The sequence below is a fragment of the Lentzea sp. NPDC092896 genome, from assembly GCF_044754905.1.
Classification (GTDB): domain Bacteria; phylum Actinomycetota; class Actinomycetes; order Mycobacteriales; family Pseudonocardiaceae; genus Lentzea.
Genome location: NZ_JBIVPX010000006.1, coordinates 102,942 through 122,717 on the forward strand (window position 1 = coordinate 102,942; position 19,776 = coordinate 122,717).

17 protein-coding genes and 1 riboswitch are annotated in these 19,776 nt (G+C 68.2%); of the genes, 11 read left to right on the forward strand and 6 right to left on the reverse strand.

What is annotated here, in order from left to right:
• The first annotated feature begins 38 nt into the window (after window positions 1-38).
• The 4 genes from ACIQF0_RS28375 to ACIQF0_RS28390 all read left to right on the forward strand — a co-directional run bounded on the left by ACIQF0_RS28375 (window position 39) and on the right by ACIQF0_RS28390 (window position 5,174).
• Window positions 39-413: a cupin domain-containing protein gene (locus tag ACIQF0_RS28375; protein ID WP_401034149.1), complete on the forward strand. Its 375-nt coding sequence runs from the start codon at window positions 39-41 to the stop codon at window positions 411-413.
• Between the two features lie 144 nt (window positions 414-557).
• A complete protein-coding gene (locus tag ACIQF0_RS28380) occupies window positions 558-2,339 on the forward strand; it encodes a peroxidase family protein (protein WP_401034151.1) in 1,782 nt (593 codons plus the stop codon).
• 41 nt (window positions 2,340-2,380) lie between these two features.
• Window positions 2,381-2,935 carry a hypothetical protein gene (locus tag ACIQF0_RS28385; protein ID WP_401034154.1) on the forward strand — a complete coding sequence of 185 codons (555 nt, stop codon included), beginning with the start codon at window positions 2,381-2,383 and terminating at the stop codon, window positions 2,933-2,935.
• Window positions 2,936-3,191: 256 nt separating this feature from the next.
• Window positions 3,192-5,174: a protein kinase gene (locus ACIQF0_RS28390; protein ID WP_401034157.1), complete on the forward strand. Its 1,983-nt coding sequence runs from the start codon at window positions 3,192-3,194 to the stop codon at window positions 5,172-5,174.
• A gap of 141 nt (window positions 5,175-5,315) precedes the next feature.
• Here the strand turns inward: ACIQF0_RS28390 and ACIQF0_RS28395 are convergent, their stop codons facing one another.
• Window positions 5,316-5,918 (reverse strand): hypothetical protein, encoded by a 603-nt coding sequence (locus ACIQF0_RS28395; protein WP_401034160.1) that lies wholly within the window; start codon window positions 5,916-5,918, stop codon window positions 5,316-5,318.
• A 64-nt stretch (window positions 5,919-5,982) separates the two neighbouring features.
• Here ACIQF0_RS28395 and ACIQF0_RS28400 point away from each other — a divergent pair, with 64 nt between their 5' ends.
• On the forward strand, window positions 5,983-6,504 hold the full coding sequence (locus ACIQF0_RS28400) for an RNA polymerase sigma factor (protein ID WP_401034163.1): 522 nt from the start codon (window positions 5,983-5,985) through the stop codon (window positions 6,502-6,504).
• Window positions 6,494-7,153: a hypothetical protein gene (locus ACIQF0_RS28405; RefSeq protein WP_401034166.1), complete on the forward strand. Its 660-nt coding sequence runs from the start codon at window positions 6,494-6,496 to the stop codon at window positions 7,151-7,153. The genes ACIQF0_RS28400 and ACIQF0_RS28405 overlap by 11 nt, the downstream gene beginning before the upstream one ends.
• Here the strand turns inward: ACIQF0_RS28405 and ACIQF0_RS28410 are convergent.
• Window positions 7,140-9,263, reverse strand: coding sequence for an acyltransferase family protein (locus tag ACIQF0_RS28410; RefSeq protein ID WP_401034169.1), 2,124 nt, complete (start codon window positions 9,261-9,263; stop codon window positions 7,140-7,142). The genes ACIQF0_RS28405 and ACIQF0_RS28410 overlap by 14 nt on opposite strands.
• 112 nt (window positions 9,264-9,375) lie before the next feature.
• Window positions 9,376-10,914 carry a dolichyl-phosphate-mannose--protein mannosyltransferase gene (locus tag ACIQF0_RS28415; protein WP_401034172.1) on the reverse strand — a complete coding sequence of 513 codons (1,539 nt, stop codon included), beginning with the start codon at window positions 10,912-10,914 and terminating at the stop codon, window positions 9,376-9,378.
• Window positions 10,915-10,938: 24 nt separating this feature from the next.
• Between ACIQF0_RS28415 and rsmI the strand changes: the two genes are divergently transcribed.
• Complete coding sequence (gene rsmI / locus ACIQF0_RS28420; protein ID WP_360046963.1) at window positions 10,939-11,784, forward strand: 16S rRNA (cytidine(1402)-2'-O)-methyltransferase; 846 nt, start codon at window positions 10,939-10,941, stop codon at window positions 11,782-11,784.
• On the opposite strand, the gene ACIQF0_RS28425 is transcribed toward rsmI, so the two are convergent.
• The 3 genes from ACIQF0_RS28425 to ACIQF0_RS28435 are packed head-to-tail and all read right to left on the reverse strand — an operon-like array spanning window position 11,776 to window position 14,024.
• Window positions 11,776-12,489 (reverse strand): ABC transporter permease, encoded by a 714-nt coding sequence (locus ACIQF0_RS28425; protein WP_401034176.1) that lies wholly within the window; start codon window positions 12,487-12,489, stop codon window positions 11,776-11,778. The genes rsmI and ACIQF0_RS28425 overlap by 9 nt on opposite strands.
• Complete coding sequence (locus ACIQF0_RS28430) at window positions 12,479-13,411, reverse strand: ATP-binding cassette domain-containing protein (protein WP_360046965.1); 933 nt, start codon at window positions 13,409-13,411, stop codon at window positions 12,479-12,481. Before ACIQF0_RS28430 ends, ACIQF0_RS28425 begins: the two co-directional genes overlap by 11 nt.
• Window positions 13,412-13,469: 58 nt before the next feature.
• The gene (locus ACIQF0_RS28435; protein ID WP_401034179.1) at window positions 13,470-14,024 is read right to left on the reverse strand and encodes a PadR family transcriptional regulator; all 555 of its coding nucleotides are present in this window, start codon (window positions 14,022-14,024) and stop codon (window positions 13,470-13,472) included.
• 54 nt (window positions 14,025-14,078) lie between these two features.
• Here ACIQF0_RS28435 and metG point away from each other — a divergent pair, with 54 nt between their 5' ends.
• The 4 genes from metG (at window position 14,079) to rsmA (ending at window position 19,591) form a co-directional block, all read left to right on the forward strand.
• Window positions 14,079-15,869, forward strand: coding sequence for a methionine--tRNA ligase (gene metG / locus ACIQF0_RS28440; protein WP_401034182.1), 1,791 nt, complete (start codon window positions 14,079-14,081; stop codon window positions 15,867-15,869).
• 7 nt (window positions 15,870-15,876) lie between these two features.
• Window positions 15,877-16,698, forward strand: coding sequence for a TatD family hydrolase (locus ACIQF0_RS28445; protein WP_401034185.1), 822 nt, complete (start codon window positions 15,877-15,879; stop codon window positions 16,696-16,698).
• A gap of 302 nt (window positions 16,699-17,000) precedes the next feature.
• Window positions 17,001-18,410, forward strand: a complete 1,410-nt coding sequence (locus ACIQF0_RS28450; RefSeq protein WP_360046969.1) for a transglycosylase family protein — start codon at window positions 17,001-17,003, stop codon at window positions 18,408-18,410.
• Window positions 18,411-18,760: 350 nt separating this feature from the next.
• Entirely contained in the window at window positions 18,761-19,591 is an 831-nt protein-coding gene (gene rsmA / locus ACIQF0_RS28455) for a 16S rRNA (adenine(1518)-N(6)/adenine(1519)-N(6))-dimethyltransferase RsmA (protein WP_401034894.1), read from the forward strand.
• Window positions 19,592-19,679: 88 nt separating this feature from the next.
• Window positions 19,680-19,773: riboswitch (SAM riboswitch) on the forward strand.
• Window positions 19,774-19,776 lie beyond the last annotated feature (3 nt).

The window sequence follows — 19,776 nt, forward strand, 5'->3', positions numbered from 1 at the left end:
GGCCGTAAGCTCGTTCGGCTCCCGAAAGGCTGTTCCCCATGAGCGACGCGCCGCAGGACAAAGTGACGGTCCTGTCCGCTGAGGCCCTTGCCCAGTTGAAGTCGTTCCCGCTGCACGGCGACGAACGGTTGCAGAACAAGCTGCTGTGGAAGTCGCCCAACGGCGACACGATCGTCGGTCTCATCCAGATGGCACCCGGCGCGCGCGACGTCGGCCACAACCACCCGTCGGCGACGCAGCACACGTGGGTCATCGACGGCACGGTGAGCATCGGTGGCGTGGAGGCGACGGCGGGTTCGTACGCGTTCGTGCCGCCGGGCGTCGACCACGAGACGATCGCGGGCGACGAGCCGGTGACGATGTTCTACCTCTACCAGCCGTTCGCTCCCGAGCACGACCAGCACGACCACTGACAGGTCCCTGCCAGGAACCGGACGGGACCTGGAGCCCGGCAAAGGCGGTAAGTCCAGGGGAATTCCCAGTTGCGTGGCCTGGATCTGTCACGCGGTGAAGAACTGGACACGCTCGGTCACGGCGCCCGTCGCCATCATCAGCCCATGCAGGTCTTGCGCAAGGCAGCGGCGTTGGTGGCGATCGGGGCGTTCCTCGGGGGCGGCATCGCGCACGCGGAGTCCCCGTTCTTCGAGGTGCAGAGTCTCGACGGGCGCGGCAACAACCGCGCCCATCCCGAGTGGGGGACCGTCGGCGAGGGGTACGCCCGGTTCGCTCCCACCAGGTACGCGGACGGCGCGGGGCAGCCGGCGGACGGGCCGAACGCGCGGTACGTCAGCAACCGGATCTTCGCCGAGGGCGGGCAGCGGTACCTCACCGAGCGGCACGTCAGCCAGTGGGCGCAGGTGTGGGCCCAGTTCGTCGACCACACCTTCGGGCTGCGCGAGGACACCGCCGTCGACGCCTCGATCCCGTGGGACAACGAGGCGCCGCTGGAGACCGTGCGCAACGACCTGCTGTCCACGCCCATGCGGCGCAGCGGGGAGGTGCCGGGGTCGAGCCCGCGCGAGCAGAAGAACATCGTCAGTTCCTACCTCGACGGCTGGGCGGTCTACGGCGGCAGCCAGGAGCGGCTCGACTGGCTGCGCGACGGCGCGAAGCTGCTGCTGCCCAACAACCTCCTGCCGCGCCGGGACGCACGGGGCAACGCCGAGACCGCACCGCCGATGACCGGTCCGTTCGGTGCGATCACCAGTGGCCCCGGCGTGGTCACCGGGGACATGCGCGGCATGGAGAACGGCACCATCACCGCCGTGCAGACGCTGTTCGCCCGTGAGCACAACAGGATCGTGGACCGGCTTCCCGCGCATCTCTCCGACGAGGAGAAGTTCCAGATCGCGCGCAAGGTCGTGAGCGCCGAACAGCAGTGGATCACCTATCAGGAGTTCCTGCCGGCGATGGGCGTGCGGCTCACTCCCTACCGCGGCTACAACCCGGCCGTGCGGACGAGTCTGGCGAACGAGTTCGCGACCGTCGGCTACCGGTCGCACAGCATGGTGCGCGGCGACCTCTCGGTCGTCACCGAGGCGGGCCGCTACTCGGAGGCGCAGCTGAAGACGTTGCGCGACAAGGGTTTCACCGTGACGATCACCGGCCCCAAGGCTGAGGTGAAGGTGCCGCCGCAGCTGCTGCCGTTCAACCCCGACCTCGTCGACGACGTGCAGCTCGGTCCGTTGCTGCAGAGCTTCGGGCGGCAGGACGAGGGCCTCAACGACGAACTGATCGACGAGAACACGTTGCGCAGCATCATCTTCGTCATCCCCGGCTGCCAGCCGCGCTGCCTCACCGCGGTGATCGACGTCGCCGCGCTGGACGTGCAACGCGGCCGTGACCACGGCATCGCCTCGTACAACGACGTGCGCCGCGCGTACGGCCTCGCGCCCAAGCCGTCGTTCCAGGCGATCTCCGGCGAGGCCACCGAGTCGTTCCCCGCAGACCCCGAGCTCACGCCCGGCGCCGAGATCGACGACCCGGACAGCCTCGACTGGATCGCCCCAGGTCAGCGCCGCACCACGGTCGCCGCGCGGATGAAGGCCATCTACGGAGACCTGAACGGCCTGGACGCGATCGTCGGCATGATGGCCGAGCCGAGGCTGCCCGGCAGCGAGTTCGGCGAGCTCCAGCAGGCCATCTGGAAGAAGCAGTTCGAGGCGTTGCGCGACGGCGACCGCTTCTTCCACGCCAACGACCCGGCCCTGCGCTCGATCAAAGCGCGGTACGGCATCGACTACCGCCGCACCCTCGGTGATCTGATCTCCGCCAACACCGACATCCGCCGCGACGGCCTGGCGTACAACGTGTTTCGCACTCACCCATCTATGGGGTGAAGTTCGGTGAAGAACGCGGCGTCCACAAATAGTTTTCTCTCATGAGATCTGTGGTCGCCGCGTTATTACTCGTGGCCGGCACCTCCAGTGGTGCAGCGGCGTCGACCGAAGCCCCTGCCGCCAGGTGTACGGCCGCCCGACCTGTCGTCTCCAGCACGGAGACAGCTGTAGAAGCACGCGTTCTCACCGGCTGCACGGCCGGTGAGCTCGTCGTCTTCCGGGCCGCCCTGATCGTCCGTGCCCACGGCACGTCCTGCACCGCGATCTCCGAGGAGCTCGAAGCGGACCCGGCCACCGAGCCGCAGTGGATCCGCACCCGTCTGGAACTGGAATGCGCGCCCGGCGAGAAGGGCCAGGTCGGCTCGCAGATCACCGCCGAGATGTACGACCAGCAGAACACCCGCGTCGCCACCTACGGCTTCGGTGACTCCTTCACGGAGCGCGACCCGGCCGCGCGGCACCGGTGGACCGTCGAGTTCGTCGCGGGCCTCGGTGACCTGCCTGTGGCGCCCGATCCGGCCGTGCGGAATTCCAGCGCTTCAGCGGGCAAGGGCAGTTCCCGCACCCACTCCGATCACCGGGTTCACAACGGCTGATGCCGTTTCTTCCACCCGTTTGCCAGGTGTCCATCAGTGCTGCGTTCGATAACGAATCGTGCACTTAGAGCGACATCGGTCAACGGAGCCGTCCATCGCAACGTGTAAGAGCCAAGAGGCCCAACGCGTGCTGGGCGGAGGTACAACGCGGTGATCAAGGAAAGGGTTGCTGTGGCATCAACCGCAGACCAATCACGCACCGTACGCTGACAGGTCGCCTAGGCTGGGGGTGATCTCGGAAGGGGTGGTGTGAGTCGTGGGGCTCGCTGAGTCCTTGCTCACGTGGCTGCACGGCTTCGTGGGTGCGAGTGTCTGCCCCGGTGACTGGGTGTGGACCACCACGGCGCTCGGTGCGGTGCTCGGGTTGTTCCCGACTGTTGGTGCGCTGCTGTCCATCGCCGTGCGCCGGGTCGTGGGCAACTCCTACGGCCCCGTGACCGGTGCCATCTTCACCGTGCTCGGCGTCGCCAGCTGTCTGGTGCTGCCGTGGCTCATCATGCGCGGGACCGTGCAGGGGCTGGCCAAGCGTTCCATCGACGGGTCCGCGTCGCTCGACGAGAACACCTGCTTCGGCACGTTCTCGCAGGGCAGCTACCTGGTCGACGGGGCGCCGTCGATCGTCGGCGTGGCCCAGCGGCCGATGGCGGAGCCCGTGTTCCTGGTCGCCGCCGTCATCACCGTCGTGCTCGCGCTGCTGTGCCTGCTGTTCGTGATGCTTCAGTCGGGCTCGGCGTTTCGTCTCGGGCCGAACTGGCCGCGCCGGGTGTTCTGGCCCATGTTCCTGGTACTGCTGGTGACGACGTCGGCATTCCCCGTGACACTTGTGGGCCATGTGCTCCTCGGGTTTCTGCCAATTGCGGTAATCGGCTCAATCGTCGTGCGGATTTTCGGGTTGACTACCGCCATGCTGAACCGCCCCGGCCGCGACCGGTCCGCTGACCGGAACTCGCAGAACTCGCCGCCACCGCAGCCGGTGGCGCGCACGCCGCAGCCCCAGAACAACCAGCTTCCTGCTGGTCAGCCCGCTCAGAAGAAGGCGCCGACCAAGCCGATGGACGCCTCGGCGCACCGGCCGCCGCCGCACGGTTCGCCCCAGAACCCGCCGCCGTACCAGCCGGCGCAGGTGCCGAAGTACCAGCCGGCCCCGATGAACCGGCCGATGCGCCCGGTCACGCAGCCGCAGCAGCCGCCCCAGAACCAGCCGCCGCGCCAGTACCCGCCGACCCGCGTCGCCGAGGTGTTGCCCCAGCCGGGGCCCCCGCAGCCGTCCACCCCGGCCGTGCTCGCGGACACGCCGGGCCCGCTGCCGTTCGGTCCGGGCGCGGCCAACGCCGAGTCGCCCGCGCCCGTGCAGAAGTCGGGCAAGGTCTGGAACCCCGGCAACGGCCGGTTCCGCCGCGTCCGCCAGCTCGGTTCCGGCGGCTTCGGCACGGTCTGGCTGGCCGTCGACGAACAGCTCGACCGCACGGTCGCGGTGAAGCTCGCGCACGCCCCGGACAACGAGACCGAGGCGCGCATGCTCCGCGAGGCCCGCGCGCTCGCCGCGGTCCGGCACCCGAACTGCGTGCGGGTGTTCGACATCGTGCAGGACCCGGACGGCCTGGCCCTGGTGATGGAGTACATCGAGGGCGCCTCGCTGTCCGAGACGGTGCTGAAGAACGGCCTGATCGACGACAAGCTCGCCGCCCGCCTCTGGCTGAACATGGCCGACGCGCTGGCAGCGGCCCACGACCGCGGCGTTTTACACCGCGACGTGAAGCCGTCGAACGTGATCGTGGACAACCAGGGCACCGCGCACCTGATCGACTTCGGCATCGCCCGCTCCAAGGGCGACAGCACGCTGACCGCCACCGGAATGATGGTCGGCACCCCGGACTTCCTCGCCCCGGAAACGGCCCGCGGCGAGACGGCCTCGCCGGCGTCCGACTCCTGGCAGCTCGCGGCCACGGTCTCCTACGCCCTGACCGGCCACCCGCCGCGCGGCTCCCGCGAGAACCCGATCTCCTCGCTGATGGCCGCCGCCCAGGGCGAACCGATCACCAAGCTGCCGCAGAAGAGCGCGCACGCCCGTCTGCTGCTCGCGGCGATGGACCCGGAACCGGGCCGCCGTCCGTCGCTGGCCCAGGTGCGGGGGCAGCTCTCGCAGTTCCTCGACCAGCAGGGCATGAGCAAGGAAGGCCCGGTCACGAAGATGATCAGCAAGCCGACCCCGCCGCCCACGAGGCACATGCCGATGTAGGCATCCGGGTGAACGTGTGGTTGGGCCGTAACGGTGGTTCACCGTTCACCGACCTAAGCCGTGGTTCACCCGAAAGCCTCGGCATCTCACGGGATGCCCTTCTGAGGGTGGTGAGGCGGTTTCCGCCGATCGCCTCACCACTCACCTTCGGGCAAATGGCCGCAACCGCTTGCGCAGCAGCAAGAACAGCCCGGCCGCCCCGACGACCACCGCGCCGATGATCCACAACGGCAAGGGCTTTCCCGGCGCCTCGTCCGGCACCGTCACAGCGGCCGGAGCGGGTGACGCGGACACCGCGGGCTTGGCCAGCGGCGGCGCGATCTCCTGCCACGGCGACGGGCCATCCACCGTTCCCTGGACCATCTGCGGGTCGACCGGTTTCACCAGCAACGTGCCTGGCACCGTCAGCGTGCCCAGCGGGTGGTCCTGGAACATCCCCTGCACGCCGAACACCTCGTAGGTGCCGTTGGGCAAGGAGAACGTCACGGCGTAGTGCGCGGGTTCTCCGAGCGGCACGCCGACGAACTGCCGCGAGTCCGCCCCGGACTGGAACCGCAGGCCGGTCTTGCCGAGGTCGCCGGAGAACGGGTGCGTGCCGTGTTGCAGCACCCAGTAGCCGACGGTGTGGGTGGTCGAGGCCTGGATCGACGGCACCGGGTCGACGTACGTGACCGCCCAGCCGCCCGCGAGTGCGTTGGGTGCGCCGATCAGCAGAAAAGCGCATGTCAAGGCGAGAATTCTCATGACGCGACTACACCGGGAACCGAAGTGAGGTTCCCGGTGTAGGAAGGGCATCACGGACGAAGCGGTGGCACGGGCGATCGCAGGCGACCAGGCGGCCTACGGCGAGCTGGTCGCCCGGTACACCGCGCTCGCGCACCGGACGGCCTACCTGCTCGGGGCGGGTGCGGACGCCGGTGACGTGGTGCAGGAGGCGTTCGTGAAGGCGTACCGGAAGCTCGGCACGTTCAAGCCGGAAGCCGACTTCAAGCCGTGGCTGCTCAAGATCGTCGCCAACGAGACCAAGAACCTGCACCGCGGCCGGCGGCGGCGCAACCTGATGGAGCTCAGGCTCGCCACCGTCACGGAGACGGTCGACCACGACGACCCCGGCACGCTCGTGGACGACTCCCGCGCCCAGCTCCTGAAGGCCGTGCAGAGCCTGCCCGAGCACGATCGCCAGGTCGTCACGTGCCGGTACCTGCTGGAGCTGAGCGAGGCCGAGACCGCGCAGACCCTCGGCCTGGCCAAGGGAACCGTGAAGTCGCGGCTGTCCAGGGCACTCGCCAAGCTGCGCCCGATGCTGGAGGAGGTGGCCCATGACCGATGAACCGACCGAGGCCGCCCTCCTCGACCTGGGCCGGCGGATCCACGTGCCGCAACCGCCGGACATCACCGCCCAGGTGCTGACCCGGATCAACGCGCCCAAACGCGGAAACCGTTGGCTCACCGCACTGGTGGCGGCGGTGACGGCCTTCGCGATCGCCTTCGCCGTGTCCCCGGCGGTGCGGGCGGGCGTGCAGAACCTCCTGGAGTTCGCCGGCGTCGAGTTCCGCACCGAGGCACCGCGGAGCGTCGCGCCTCCGTTGCCCAGCCAGGAGGTCTCGCTCGACCAAGCGCGTGAACAAATGCCGTTCGAGATCCACCTGCCTGTCGAACTCGGCGAGCCGGACAAGATCACCGTCCACGAAGGACGGTTCGTCACCCTGCACTACGGAACCCTGCGGCTCGACCAGTTCGACGGCACGATCAGCTCCACCATCGGCAAGCTGATCCACCAGGACGGCGTCGAGCAGATCAACGACCGGATCTGGATCCCGTACCCGCACGTGTTCTTCTACATCGACCGCGACGGCCAGTGGCACACCGAGGAGCCACAGGCCGCCGCGCAAACCCTGCTCTGGCAACGAGGTCAGGTCACCAACAGACTCGAAGGCGACCTGACCAGGGAGCGAGCGCTGAAGATCAGCGAGAGCTAGCCAGCGCCTTTTCGATCATCGGCACCAGGCTGCGGGTGTACTGGCTGTTGAGGTGGTCGGAGTCGTAGTACACCGCCACGTTCCCGACCACGGCGTGGCACTGCCTGTCGTCGCAGAAGTACTCGGACAGGTCGACCAAGGACACCCCGGTGTTGCCCGTGCTGCGGGCGACCTCGGTCAACGGGTCGGCCGGATGCGCCACCGCGCGCGGAATCGCGCAGGCCTCCGGGTTCGACGCGTTCAGGGTCACGCAGTCGGGCGAGCGGACCTTGCCGTTGTACGGCGGATCGGCCAGCACGACCACGCGGGCGCCCGCGTCCGTCCACTTGCGCCACCGCGGTTCCAGGCCGGCGCGGTACTGCTCGGTCTGGCTGCGGCCGCTCTTGTCGTCCGCCGGTTCCTCGCGGGAGTAGAACGACGTCAGCACCATCGACGGCTTGTCGTCGGCGATCACGTCGGTCATCCGCTTCGTCCAGTCCGCGCAGCGCTTGATTTCCTGCTCGGGGTGCTTGTCACCGCGGAACGACGAGTTCCGCACGTCCGCGAACGGGCACGCGCCGAGGAAGCTGACTTTGAGCTGCCACTTGCGTTCGCGGGCGATCTCGAAGATCGGCGGCTGCCACTGCTGGGCGTGCGAGTCGCCCACGAGCCAGACCTTCTCGGCCGCGGCGGCACCACCGGAGAAGTCGCAGACGGACGTGGTGTCCTTGTCCTCCGCCTTGTAGTCCTGGACGCGCCGGCACTCCGGCGCGATCGGCCAGTACTCGTTGGCCGGACCCATCGCCGGCACGCGGGCAGGACCGAACGGGGTGGGGCAGCCGTTGATGCCGATCATCGCGTTGGCGCCGTGGCACGGACCGTCGAGGCCCGCGGCCACGTCCCGGTCCGCCTGGGCGACGTGCCGGTGGTAGGTCCACTGAAGTCCGCCGGCCATGATCGTCACGACGGCGATGCCGATCATCATGCTCGAGAACGTCAGGCCGCGGCTGCGGGTGAGCGGGCCCCACGACATGCCGTGGTCCTCGACGACCACCTTCGACACCCACGCGACGACCATCGACAACGCGAGCAGGCCCAGCAGCCACGGCGTGCCGAGCTTGCCCTTGTCCAGCAGGCCGCTCAGCGCGAACGGCGCGAGCAGCAGGAACGGCCAGTGCCACAGGTACAGCGAGTAGCTGATGCCGCCGATGAACTGCACGGGCCGTGACGCGGTCACCGTTGTGTGCCACTGCTTGCCGGGACGCAGGCCGGACATGATCACCAGGCCGGTGCCGGCCGCCGGGATCATCGCGAGGTAGCCGGGAAACGCCGTGTGGTGGTCGTAGAGGAACGCCGTCGCGATGATCATGGCGAGGCCGGCGAACGCCGCGAGTTCCGCCGCCACGCGGGGCAGCACCAGCTTCATGGACGCCAGCGCCACACCGGCGCCGATCGCGAACTCCCAGACCCGCACCGGGGTGATGAAGTACGCCTGGCTGGGCGAGGCGATCGTGTAGTAGACGCTCATCGCGAACGACACCACGAAGAGGATCGCGACGCCGAGCACCACCCAGCGGCGCCTGCCGATCTTGAAGAAGCCGATCAGCAGCAGCGGCCAGAACAGGTAGAACTGCTCCTCGACCGACAGCGACCAGTAGTGCTGGACGAGGCTCGCGGCCTCGTTCTGCGCGGAGTAGTTCACCGACTTGCCCGCGAGCAGCCAGTTCTCCCAGTAGGAGGCGGCGGCGAAGGACTCCCAGGCGTTGGCCGTCCAGCGCGGGTAGGGCAGCAGGAAGTAGGCGGCGATGATGCTGAAACCGAGCACCAGGAACGCCGCGGGCAGCAGCCGCCGGACCCGTCGCGCGTAGAACGTGCCGAGCCGCACCCGGCTCGTGCGGACGATCTCCTTGTCGAGGTGCGACGTGATCAGGAAGCCGGAGATGACGAAGAAGACGTCGACACCGACGTAACCACCGGTCAGTCCATCAGGCCAGAAGTGGTTGACCACCACGGCCAGCACAGCGATCGCGCGCAGTGCCTGGATGTCGGTGCGGAAACCGGTACCCGCCGGCTTGCCGCTGGCGGGTCTCTCGATGTCCGGCTTCTCGCTCAGTTCCGCAGTCGTGCTCATGGCTGAATCCCCCAGGATTGATCAGCACGACGACTCTCAGTGACTTAATCCCTGGTCAGGGGTCACTCGATCGTGCTGAAGACGGGGGATACTAACCCGACGTGAAGAAATTTCACCGCCAGCTGGGCAGCCACAGTTGCTGTTGCCACATTTCCGGCGTGATCGGGTTGCCGTTCAAGATCGGCCACAGCCACACGAAGTTCGCCACCACGATGCCCACGTACAGCGCGACGACGAGCAGACCGGTGCCACGCCGTTCGGAGCCCGCGGTCTTCCTGCCGAGGATCTCGCCCAGCGCCAGCACGATCAGCAGCACCAGGAACGGCGCCATCGGCGTGACGTAGAAGAAGTACATCTGCCGGTCGAGGTTGAGGAACCACGGCAGCAGGCCCGCCGCGTAGCCGACCAGGACGCCGGCGTAGCGCCAGTCCATCCGGCCGATGGTGCGGAAGATCGCCCAGCCGATCACCGGGAACGCGAGCCACCACATCGCGGGCGTGCCGATGAGCATGATCGCGCCGAGGCACGACGCCGCGCCGCAGCCCGTCACGGAGTTGTCGTAGTAGTAGAGCATCGGACGCAGGCCCATCGGCCACGTCCACGGCTTCGACTCCCACGGGTGCCGGTTGGTCTCCGAGGTGACCAGCTCGACGTGGAACTTGTAGACGTTCTTCGCGTTGTACCAAAGCGACTGCAGGACGTCCGGGATGTACGAGATGTCCTTGACCTTGCCGCCGACCACGTGGCGGTCGATGCCGGTCTCGCTGGCCATCCACGGGAACCACGTCGCGATGTAGACCAGCACCGGGATGGCTACCAGGCCGCCCAGCGACGGCAGCACGTCCTTGGCCAGCGCGCCCAGCCACGGTTCCTCGACGCCCGCGGCCCGTCGCGCCAGCGCGCTCCAGACGACGGTCAGCAGGCCGAACGCGGCGATGTACCAGATGCCCGACCACTTGATGCCGCACGCGGCACCGAGCATCACGCCCGCGCCGAAGCGCCACCAGCGGAAGCCGATCCACGGGCCGAAGGCCGAGTTGTTGATGAAGCCCTCGCGCACGGCCACGGCCAGACGTTCGCGCATCTGTTCGCGGTCGACGACCAGACAGCCGAACGCGGCGACCACGAACAACGCCAGGAAGATGTCGAGCATGCCCATCCGCGACTGGACGTGCGAGACGCCGTCCGCGATGAGCAGGATGCCGGCGAGCGCGCCCAGCAGGTCCGAACGGGTCAGGCGGCGGGCGATCCGGACGATCAGCAGGATCGTGATCGCACCCGCGAGCGCCGACGCGAACCGCCAGCCGATGCCGTCGTAGCCGAAGAGCTCCTGGCCGATCGCCATCAGCTGCTTCGCGAGCGGCGGGTGGACGATCAGTTCGTAGCCCGGGTTGTCCTCGTAGCCGCCGTTGCGCAGCACCTGCGCCGTCTGCGGCACGTAGTGCTTCTCGTCGAAGATCGGCGTGCCCTTGTCCGTCGGATAACCGACGTTCCAGAAGCGCACGACGGCACCGATCAGCGTCACGACGATCGTCATGAGCCACCCGCGCATCCGGTCTCCGGACGGAGGCGGGGCGAGCGTCGCCGCACGATCCGTGCGCGGCTCCTCGACGACGACGGGCGCCTCTCCTGGCTGCACGAGGACTGTCACGCCGCCGATCGTAGGGTGAAGCTTGTGAGTCCTGTATCCGGTTCAGGCCGTCTCGTCCTGGCAGCCACCCCTCTCGGGGACATCCGCGACGCTTCCGCGCGCCTGATCGAGGCTCTGGAGACCGCCGACGTGATCGCCGCCGAGGACACCCGGCGCCTGCACAGCCTCGCGGCCGCGTTGCAGGTCAAGCCGTCCGGCAAGGTGATCAGCTTCTACGACCAGAACGAGATCGGGCGCCTTCCGGGGCTGCTCGAATCGCTGCACAACGGCTCGACCGTGCTGCTCGTGACGGACGCCGGAATGCCGTCCGTGTCCGATCCCGGCTACCGGCTCGTCGCCGCGTGCGTCGAGCAGGACCTGAAGGTCACCTGCCTGCCGGGGCCGTCCGCGGTGACGACGGCGCTCGCCCTGTCCGGCCTGCCGAGCGACAGGTTCGCGTTCGACGGCTTCCCGCCGCGCAAGTCCGGGGAGCGCAAGCGCTGGTTCGCACCTTTGGCGACCGAGCAACGCACCGTCGTCTTCTTCGAGGCACCCCACCGGCTGGCGGACACGCTCGCGGACGCCGTCGAGGTGCTCGGACCGGACCGCCGCGCCGCCGTGTGCCGCGAGCTGACCAAGAAGTACGAAGAGGTCGTGCGCGGAACTCTCGCCGAACTCGCCGAGTGGGCCGTGGAAGGCGCACGCGGCGAGATCACCGTGGTGCTCGGTCCCGCTCCCATCGCGGACACGCCCGACCTCGACACGCTCGTCGCCGAGGTCAAGCAGCGCGTCGCCGACGGGGAACGGATGAAGTCGGCCGCCGCCGAGGTCGCGGAGGCGGCCGGGATCAGCAAGAAGACGCTCTACGACGCGGCGATCAAATCAAGCTGACTCCTTGTTGAACGTCCGCACGCCGTAGAACACCCCGACCAGCACGAGCGCCGCGACCGAGACCAGCCCGTAGAACGTCGAGCCGGGGTTGAAGATCGACCGCTCGGCGTCGACGACGTGCGCCAGCGGGTTGACCCGCGACAGCCAGTAGAGCCACTGCGGGCCGTTCGACATCGGCAGCAGCACGCCGCTCAAAAGCATCAACGGCACGATCGACGCCGACAGCACGGACGCGAAGACGTACTCCAGCTTCACCTTCAGCGCGATCGCGTACGACACCGAGCCGATCGCGATGCCCAGCAACGCCACCAGGCCGAGGCCGAGCAGCATCTGCCCGGCCGACGCCCGGAACCCGAACAGCATCGCGGCCAGCATGATCAGCAGGCTCTGCACGACCAGCAGCACCACGTCCTTGCCGACCCTGCCGACGAGCAGCGCGACCCGGCTGACCGGGGTGACCCGCAGGCGCTCCATCACGCCCGTGCGCACCTCGGGCAGCAGTGAGAAGCCGGCGTAGGCCGTGCCGAACAACGCCATCTGCACCAGCAGACCCGGCACGAACCACTGCCAGCCGCCCTCGCCCAGCAGCGGTCCGAACAGGCCGAGGTAGAGCAACGGCTGGGCGATGCCGAACACGACGGCGACCGGGTTGCGCAGGACCGGAAGCATCACGCGGGAGAACACGAGCCAGGTGTCACGCAGCATTGGCTTCCTCCCGCAGGGAACGGCCGGTCATGGTCAGGAACACGTCGTCGAGCGTCGGCCGATGCACCTGCACCGAGTGCAACTCCACGCCGATGTTGTCGAGGTCGCGCAGCAGTCCCGGCAACGCGCGGTCGCCGTTCGGGATGCGGAAGCTGACCTTCTCGCCGTCGATCACGGCGTTCTCGAACTTCGAGGCGACGATCGAGGCCTGCGGCGTGCCGAGCACGACCAGATCGCCGGAGACGCGGTGCTTCAACTCGTCCGGTGAGCCCTCACCGACGATCGAGCCGTGGTCGATCACCAGCAGCCGGTCGCTCAGGTAGTCGGCCTCGTCCAGGTAGTGCGTGGTCAGGAAGACCGTGACGCCGTCGGCCTTGAGCTGCTTGATGTGGTCCCACAGGTTGCGGCGGCTCTGCGGGTCGAGTGCCGTGGACGGCTCGTCCAGGAACAGCAGCCGCGGGTCGTGCAGCATGCCCATCGCGATGTCGAGCCGGCGTTGCTGGCCGCCCGACAACGTGATGACGCCGCGCTTCTCCAGGCCTTGCAGGTCGAACCGGTCGAGCAGGTCGGCGACCTTCGTGCGGGCGTCGTGCTTGGACAGGCCGTAGAAGCGGGCCTGGAACTCCAGTTCGTCGGCGACCCGCTGGTCCTGCCCGGAACCGTTCTTCTGGCCCACGTAACCGATGTTGCGGCGCACTCCGGCCGGGTCGGTCAGCAGGTCGTGCCCGGCGATGGTCGCCTCGCCCGCCGTGGGCTGCAGCAGCGTCGTGAGCATGCGCAACGTCGTGGACTTGCCTGCGCCGTTCGGGCCGAGGAACCCCACCAGTTCGCCCTCGGCGACGTCGATGTCCACCCCTGCGACCGCGTCCACCGGACCGGTCTTCGTGGTGAATCGGCGCGCGAGGCCGCGTGCCTTGATCATGACTGAATCCCCTCTAGTCAACTTTGACTAGAGGCTAGCGAGGACTAATCAAGTTTGACTAGTCCTTAAGTTCGTACGCACCGGCCTCTAGGCGCTCGATCAGCTCCTGAGTCCAGCGCACCTGGCCTTCGAGATGGACGAGCCACAGTCGAAACAGCTCGCTGACGTGCGCGGGCTTGCCCATCTCCGGCATCGAGGAGATGCCGTGCCGGGTGGGAGTGAGTTGCCCTTCCAGGCCCGCCAGCCGGTTCTTCAGCAGCACGACCGCCTGCCTGCGGGGGACGAGGTTGAGCATCGCGACGCCGGCGGAGAGCTCGTCGTTGCCGGCGGCCGGATCGGCCAGCGCGTGGTTGAGCAGGTCCTGAAGCTCGTGCTCACCGGCCGCGGTGATCTTGTAGGTCGTGCGGGCGGGGCCCTCCTCGGACTCCGCGGTGCCGACCGGCTCCAGCAGGCCGTCCTTGGCCAGCGACTTCAGCGCGTGGTAGATCGAGCCCGGCTGCACGTTCGCCCAACTCTCCGCCGACCACGACTTCAGCTCGCGGCGCACCACGTAACCGTGCGCTTCGCCGACGAGCTTGACCACGCCGAGCACCAGCATCCTGGTCGCGGACAAACAGACCTCCCACTCGGTGAAAACCCCCTGGCACCGCCTCCGTAGGCTATTGCCATGAGTGCCTCCGTACTGACCGCGGTGGCCTGGCCTTACGCCAACGGCCCCAGGCACATCGGTCACGTCTCCGGTTTCGGTGTCCCGTCCGACGTCTTCTCCCGCTACATGCGAATGTCCGGACACCGGGTGCTCATGGTCAGCGGCACGGACGAGCACGGCACACCCATCCAGGTGCAGGCCGAGAAGGAAGGGCTCACCGCCCGCGAGCTCGCCGACAAGTACAACCGCGTCATCGCCTCTGACCTGCAGGGCCTCGGCCTGTCCTACGACCTCTTCACCCGCACCACCACCGGCAACCACTACCAGGTGGTGCAGGACCTCTTCTCCGCGCTGTGGAAGAACGGCTACGTCGTCCCCAAGACCGAGATGGGCGCCATCAGCCCGTCGACCGGCCGCACGCTGCCCGACCGCTACATCGAGGGCACCTGCCCGATCTGCGGGTACGAGGGCGCGCGCGGCGACCAGTGCGACAACTGCGGCAACCAGCTCGACCCGTCGGAACTGATCAACCCGCGCTCGAAGATCAACGGCGAGACGCCGAAGTTCGTCGAGACCGAGCACCTGTTCCTCGACCTGTCCGCGTTCATCGACTCGCTGAGCAGCTGGATGGGCACGCGGTCCGACTGGCGCCCGAACGTGCTCAAGTTCTCGCAGAACCTGATCAAGGACCTGCGGCCGCGCGCCATCACCCGCGACCTCGACTGGGGTGTGCCGATCCCGCTCGACGGGTGGAGCGACCAGCCGATGAAGCGGTTCTACGTGTGGTTCGACGCGGTCATCGGGTACCTGAGCGCCTCCGTCGAGTGGGCGCGCCGCTCCGGCAACCCCGACGCCTGGAAGGAGTTCTGGAGCGGCGACGCCCAGAGCTACTACTTCATGGGCAAGGACAACATCGTCTTCCACTCGCTCATCTGGCCGTCGCTGCTGCTCGGGCAGAACGGCGCGGGCGACAAGGGCGGCGAGCCCGGCCGGTTCGGCACGCTGAACCTGCCGACCGAGGTCGTGTCGTCGGAGTACCTGACGATGAGCGGCTCGAAGTTCTCCACGTCGCGCGGCACCGTGATCTACGTCGGCGACTTCCTCAAGGAGTTCGGGCCGGACGCGCTGCGGTACTTCATCTCCGTCGCGGGTCCCGAGAACCAGGACACCGACTTCACCTGGGAGGAGTTCGTCCGCCGGACGAACTTCGAGCTGGCGAACGAGTGGGGCAACCTGGTCAACCGCTCGATCTCGATGGCGCACAAGAACGTCGGCGCGATCCCGAAGGCCACCGCGCTGACGGCCGCCGACCACGAGCTGCTCGCGCAGTCCAAGGCGGCGTTCGACACGGTCGGCGCGCACCTGCGCCGGTCGCGGTTCAAGCAGGCCACCGGTGAGGCCATGCGCGTGATCTCGCTGGCGAACAAGTACCTGTCCGACCAGGAGCCGTGGAAGCTCAAGGACGACCTGGACCGCCGCGACTCGGTGCTGCACACCGCGTTGCAGGTCGTGCAGGACGCGAACACGCTCATGACGCCGTTCCTGCCGCACTCGGCGCAGAAGGTGCACGAGGCGTTGGGTGGCACGGGCGTGTGGGCCGCACAGCCGGAGATGACCGAGGTCGACGACCTGGACATCCCCGACCGTTCGTACCCGGTGCTGACCGGTGACTACGCCGGTGAGCAGGCCAAGTGGGAGTCGACGCCGCTCGAGGTCGGCCGCCCGCTGCAGAAGCCGTCGCCGTTGTTCGCGAGGCTGGAGAAGGAACTGGGCGACGAGGGGCCCGAGTGGGCTCCGATCGTCAAGTGACCGCCCTGTGACGGACAAGCGTGAACGACCGCCGGTGCCGGAAGCTCTTCCGGCACCGGTGATCGACGCCCACACCCATCTCGACGCGTGCGGAGCCGTGGACGCGGCCGACGTGGCGGTCCTGCTCGATCGGGCCGAGGCCGCCGGCGTCTCGCACGTGATCACCGTGGCGGACGACCTGAAGGCCGCGCAGTGGGCCGCCGAGGCGTCCACTTGGGACCCTCGGGTCTACGCGGCGGTCGCCGTGCACCCGACGCGCACCTCTTCGTTCGGGGACGCGGAGAAGGCCGAACTGGAGCGGTTGGCCGTGCTGCCCCGCGTGGTCGCGATCGGCGAGACCGGTTTGGACTACTACTGGGACTACTCGCCGCCGGCCGCCCAGCACGAGGCCTTCCGTTGGCACATCGACCTTTCCAAGCGCGTCGGCAAGCCGTTGATGATCCACGACCGGGACGCGCACGAGGACATCCTCAAGATCCTCGACGCCGAGGGCGCACCGTCCACAGTGGTGTTCCACTGCTTCTCCGGTGACGCGGACTTCGCCCGGCGGTGCGTCGACGCGGGGTACGTGCTGTCGTTCGCGGGACCGGTGTCGTTCAAGAACGCCCGTGCGCTGCGGGAGGCGGCCGCTCTCGTACCCCAGGACCAGCTCCTGGTCGAGACCGATGCTCCGTTCCTGACGCCCCATCCGTTCCGGGGCCGTCCAAACGAACCCTATTGTGTGAATTACACAATTCGGGATCTCGCGACGCTGCGTAACGAAGATCTTTCTGAACTCTGCTCCGCCGTCACCCGTACTGCTCAACGAGTGTTCGGGCTTGACCACTGAAATGCGACTTAGAGCGAACGGAGCAAAGGGTTCCTACCCCCATGGGGTGACTGACGTCACAACATTGGTGGGGGTGTTTGCGCAACGTGCCTCACCCCGTTACTGTCCCGTGACCGTGCCACCTGAGCCGACCCAGTCGGTTCGGAGCACGCCCGCAGTCGGGGCGGGACCGAAGCCAGAAGCGCGAAGAAGCGAGACCACGTAGGAGGAGTTGCCGGGAACCTTCGAGCTCCAACTCGAATGATCTTGTCAACGCCAACTGTGCGGTGGCCTCACAGCTTCCGCAATGGAGGTATCGACCCTTGTCTGGTAGCGACAGAGCTGCTGCTCCGTACGACTTCAACGACGACACCGACTGGTTCACGCCCGTCGGCGGCACGGCGGTTGATGTCGCTGATCCCCACCCGAGCTTCCCCGCCGGTGCGCTGACCATCACGCCCGCGGACGTGCTCGACGTGCTCGGCCCGGACGCCGACGACCTGCTCGCCTCGGCGAACGTGGACGTCGACGAGCTGATCCGTCTCATCAACGCCGAGACGACGATCATGCCGCCCCTCGTCCTCCCGTCGGAGGAAGAGGAGCTGCGCGACCCGCAGGTCCTCGTCAAGGCCGCCTCGACGTGGAAGCGCCGCTTCCTCAAGGGCACGGTCGCCGCGGTCCTGGTGTCGATCTCCGGTGGCGGCGTGACCGCGATGGCGATGGACAAGTCGCTGACCGTCGAGGTCGACGGCGCGCTGCAGACCGTCCACTCGTACGAGGGCACGGTCGGCGAGGTCCTGGCGGAGGAAGGCATCGTCGTCGGTGAGCACGACGCCCTGTCGCCCTCGCTGAACGCCCCGATCTCCGACGGCGGCAAGATCAGCCTCGACCGCGGCCGCCTGGTCAAGATGAGCATCGACGGCCAGGCCCGCGAGGACTGGGTCCGCTCGGTCACCGTCGAGGAGGCCGCCAAGCAGTTCGGCGTGCCGCTCGAAGGCGCCTGGATGTCCGCGCCCGGCTCGCACGACGTGCCGCTCGAGGGCATGAGCGTCGAGGTCAAGACCCGCAAGAACATCAAGCTCTTCGACGGCGCGAACCCGGTCCGCGAGGTCCAGACGACCGCACTGACCGTCGACGAGCTGCTGAAGGCCGAGAACCTCAGCCTCGGCCCCGAGGACGCCGTCGCGTCCGGCATGGACGTGAAGCTCGCGACCGGCGCCGAGGTCTACATCTCGCGCACCGGCGTCACGGTCATCAACGTGAACGAGCCCGTCGCGCCGCCGGTCGAGAAGACCAACGACCCGAACATGAACGCGGGCGAGCAGAAGGTCACCGACCCCGGCGAGGCCGGCGAGCAGGTCGTCACCTACCGCGTCACGGTCAAGAACGGCAAAGAGGTCGGCCGCGAGAAGCTCAGCGGCAAGGTCACCAAGGAGCCGAAGCCGAAGAAGGTCACGGTCGGCACCAAGCCTCTGCCCGACGGCGAGGTCTGGGACCGACTCGCCAAGTGCGAGGCCGGCGGCAACTGGGCCATCAACACCGGCAACGGCTACTACGGCGGCCTGCAGTTCAACGCGGGCACGTGGGCGGCCAACGGCGGCACCGCGTACGCGCAGCTTCCGCACCAGGCGACCCGCGAGCAGCAGATCGCCATCGCGACCAAGCTCCGCGACCGCGCCGGCGGCACGTACGGCGCGTGGCCGGGCTGCCGCGCGAAGCTCGGCCTGCCGTAAACACGCACAACCCTCTCCGTCCCCCTGACAAGGCCGCCCTGGTTCGCCACGGGCGGCCTTCGTCGTTGCGGGGCTGCTCACGCGCGGAGCGGCCCGGCCGAGGCAACGGCGGAGCCGAGCATCCCTGCCGCCAACGGCAATGGCGAAGCCGAGGCGGGTGAACCAAGGCCTGCCGGTCAAGCGGCGATGACCGGCACCGGCCCGGTACTGCCCGCCCGGCCACCCTCGCAAGGTGACCGCCAGCCCGGCAGGTGACCACCCCGCTGGAACGCGACGAGTCAACGCAAGCCGACCCGCGCGGTACCAGCCCGTCCCTCCACGGGCGAGCCTGCGAGAATGCACCGGTGAGCCTGCTGGGACCTGCCGAAGTTCGTCGTCTGGCTGAAGAGCTGGGCATCCGCCCGACCAAGAAGCTCGGCCAGAACTTCGTGCACGACCCGAACACGGTCCGCAAGATCGTCGCCGCCGCCGGGTTGACGGAGGACGACGTGGTCCTGGAGGTCGGCCCCGGCCTCGGCTCCCTGACGCTCGCGCTGCTGCCCGCCGCCAGGCAGGTCGTCGCGGTCGAGATCGACCCGCCGCTGGCGCAGCGACTGCCGCAGACGGTCGGCGAGATGGACCCGGACAACGCGGGCAAGCTCCACGTCGTCCTCAAGGACGCCATGAAAGTCACCCAAGAAGACCTGCCGGTGCAACCCACGGCGATCGTCGCGAACCTCCCGTACAACGTCGCGGTCCCGGTGGTGCTCCACCTCCTGGCCGAGCTCCCGAGCCTCCAGAAGGGCCTGGTCATGGTCCAGGCGGAGGTGGCCGACCGGATGGCGGCGAAGCCCGGCAACAAGATCTACGGCGTCCCCAGTGTGAAGCTCGCCTGGTACGCGGAGTCCAAGAAGGCCGGCTCCATCGGCAAGAACGTCTTCTGGCCCGCGCCCAACGTCGACTCGGGACTGGTGTGGTTCCAGCGCCACGAAAAGCCGCTGTCCACAGTGGATCGGAAGAAGCTCTTCTCGATCGTCGACGCCGCTTTCGCGCAGCGCCGCAAGACGCTGCGGGCGGCGTTGAAGGGCTGGGCCGGCAACCCGGGAAACATTGACGAACTGCTCGCCAAAGCTGGTGTGGATCCCCAGGTTCGAGGCGAGCAGCTGAGCGTGATCGACTTCATCCGGATCGCTGAGGTCTAGGCCGGGGATCCTTCGGCCAACAGTGTGATCTGTCGAACGAATCGGATTCTGGCTTGCGCAACCGAACGTCCGTCCGGTTGACTGCTACTTGCCATCCGGAGCGACTGAGAGACCTGGCTCTACGACGTCGCAGCAACCACCCGCTGGATGCGGGCAGGTGCTAACGCCAGGACCGATGGAGGAGC

Bases quoted from the DNA above. Each gene is read 5' to 3' on its own strand.
- ACIQF0_RS28375 (WP_401034149.1), top strand. From the start codon at position 39: ATGAGCGACGCGCCGCAGGACAAAGTGACGGTCCTGTCCGCTGAGGCC.
- ACIQF0_RS28380 (WP_401034151.1), top strand. From the start codon at position 558: ATGCAGGTCTTGCGCAAGGCAGCGGCGTTGGTGGCGATCGGGGCGTTC.
- ACIQF0_RS28385 (WP_401034154.1), top strand. From the start codon at position 2,381: ATGAGATCTGTGGTCGCCGCGTTATTACTCGTGGCCGGCACCTCCAGT.
- ACIQF0_RS28395 (WP_401034160.1), bottom strand. From the start codon at position 5,918: ATGAGAATTCTCGCCTTGACATGCGCTTTTCTGCTGATCGGCGCACCC.
- ACIQF0_RS28405 (WP_401034166.1), top strand. From the start codon at position 6,494: ATGACCGATGAACCGACCGAGGCCGCCCTCCTCGACCTGGGCCGGCGG.
- ACIQF0_RS28410 (WP_401034169.1), bottom strand. From the start codon at position 9,263: ATGAGCACGACTGCGGAACTGAGCGAGAAGCCGGACATCGAGAGACCC.
- ACIQF0_RS28425 (WP_401034176.1), bottom strand. From the start codon at position 12,489: ATGCTGCGTGACACCTGGCTCGTGTTCTCCCGCGTGATGCTTCCGGTC.
- ACIQF0_RS28430 (WP_360046965.1), bottom strand. From the start codon at position 13,411: ATGATCAAGGCACGCGGCCTCGCGCGCCGATTCACCACGAAGACCGGT.
- metG (WP_401034182.1), top strand. From the start codon at position 14,079: ATGAGTGCCTCCGTACTGACCGCGGTGGCCTGGCCTTACGCCAACGGC.